This window comes from Chitinophaga sp. (assembly GCF_036569125.1).
GTDB lineage: Bacteria > Bacteroidota > Bacteroidia > Chitinophagales > Chitinophagaceae > Chitinophaga.
In genome coordinates this window covers 1-2,192 of record NZ_DATCRF010000396.1, presented here as the reverse complement: position 1 = coordinate 2,192, position 2,192 = coordinate 1, and the positions used below count along the sequence as shown (strand labels likewise).

Annotated in this window: 1 protein-coding gene and 1 pseudogene; both read left to right on the top strand. The window is 50.2% G+C overall.

Features of this window, described 5'->3' with window-relative positions; genetic code table 11:
* The coding region (locus tag VIM87_RS14805; RefSeq protein ID WP_331997740.1) for an alginate lyase family protein at positions 1–1,737 on the top strand (1,737 nt) is incomplete at its 5' end.
* Between the two features lie 51 nt (positions 1,738–1,788).
* A pseudogene (locus tag VIM87_RS14800) lies at positions 1,789–2,192 on the top strand (hypothetical protein); the annotation flags it as partial.

The window sequence follows — 2,192 nt, the reverse complement described above, 5'->3', positions numbered from 1 at the left end:
GCCTATGCGGTGGACCAGGTGCCGAGTGGCCAGGACATTCCCGGGTTAATGGGCATAGCCGTGTATGAATTTGCGGTGGCAGCAGAGATCCTGCGGCTTTATCCTAACTGGTCGCAGACAGATTTTAAGCAGTTCAAAAACATGATGATCAACTACCTGTATCCGAACTGTCATGACTTCTTAACCCGCCATAACAACGCCTGCATCACGCATTACTGGGCTAACTGGGATATCTGTAACATCACCGCTATTTTAGGCATCGGCGTGTTATGTGATGACACGGCTAAGTTCAATGAAGCGATTACTTATTTTAAATCAGGGGCCGGCAACGGCAACATCGCCAATGCAATTCCTTTTGTATATCCGGGCGGGCTGGCACAGTGGCAGGAGACCGGCCGCGATCAGGAGCATGCGCTGTTAGGCGTAGGTATGCTTGCAAGCTTTTGCCAGATAGCCTGGAACCAGGGACAGGATATGTATGGGTATGATAACAACCGCCTGCTGGCAGGCGCTGAATATACCGCCAAATATAATCTCTGGAAAAACGTGCCCTATACTACCTATAATAACTGCGATAATGTGCTCAACTATTGGGCGTCGGAACAAAACAGCGGTGGCAGGGGACGGTTGCAGCGCCCTATCTGGGAAATGATCTACAACCACTATGTGGTAAGAAAAGGATTAAGCGCGCCCAATGTAAAGGCCATGGCGGAGGTGAACCGCCCCGAAGGATTTGAGCATGATGATAACCTTGGATTTGGCACCCTCTGTTATACCCTCAATGCAGCCGCCTCACCTTATCCTGCATCCCCGGCGCCGGCTGCGCCATCCGGGTTGAAAGCAACTGCCAGTGTTAAAAAGGTTTGGTTAAGATGGGATCCTGTTGCTACGGCAAACGGGTATAATGTACTGCGCTCAACAACAAGCGGCGGCCCCTATGCTACGATAGCAACCTACAAGGGTACTTTCCCTTTATATGAAGATACAAGTGTAACGAATGGTACCCGCTACTATTATGTTGTATCTGCAATTAACCAGGCAGGTACAGGCAGTAATTCTTCAGCAGTAAATGCAACGCCCGCAGCTACGGGTGCATTACCTGCCGGCTGGACTAAACAGGACATTGGAACTGTGGCCACTGCAGGCACGGCAGCTTATGCTAATGTAAGCAATGGCACATTTGTAGTGAGCGGTTCCGGTGCCGGCATTGGTGGCGCCGCAGATGGTTTAAGCTATGTGTATAAAAGTGTAACCGGCGACGTTACCATCACCGCACGTGTGGCAGAAAGTACATGGACGGGCGGCGGTTCACAGAAAACAGGCATTATGATCCGGGAGTCGCTTTCTGCCAATGCCATTGCTTTTAGCATGACATCAGGCGACGGCGGCATCCGGGAAGCAAGATTTGGAAGCCGTACTGCTGCAGGCGGCTCCATGAGCTTTAAAACCGGTAATGCATATACCCGTACGCCCACCTGGTTCCGTTTGCAAAGAGCAGGTAACACATTCACCGCCTATCAATCAACCGATGGAACAACCTGGTTTGCGGTAGGCGCACCGGTTACAGCATCCATGGCGGGCGCCTACTATGTTGGATTAGCCGTTTCTTCCAACAGCGCCAATTTGAACAAGGCCACCTTTGACAGCATAACCATTGCGCAGCAGCCGATTGTAAAGGGCGCTTACCGGAACATCCATCACGGCAGCAAAACATCCGCCCAATATACCAGGCGATGATCTTTTTAGAAATATTCACTGATACAAATTTTAACCTTAAAAAAGAACCCTATGATGAATTCTACCCCTGGCACTTTATCAAAGGCCAGAAGGCTGAGCTGCTTTTGGGCAGCGGTCTTTATCTTTTTGTTTTCCTCAAAAACAGGGGCGCAGAATTTTGTGCACCCTGGTATTCCTTTATCCGGTTCGGACCTGAGCATTTTGAAAGCGCATGTGCAGGCCGGCGATTACCCGTGGAAACAGGCATACGATGTGCTTGCCGCAGACGGTAAGTCGCAGCTGACCTATCAGATGCAGGGACCTTTTGCCTCGGTTAGCCGTAATCCCCACATTAACCGTAACCAATGGATGAGCGATATGAGCGCTGCATTTTACCTGTCGCTGATGTGGTATTTTACCGGCAATGAGGCCTACGCTGTAAAATCGCGGGACATATTAATAGCATGGGCAAATAC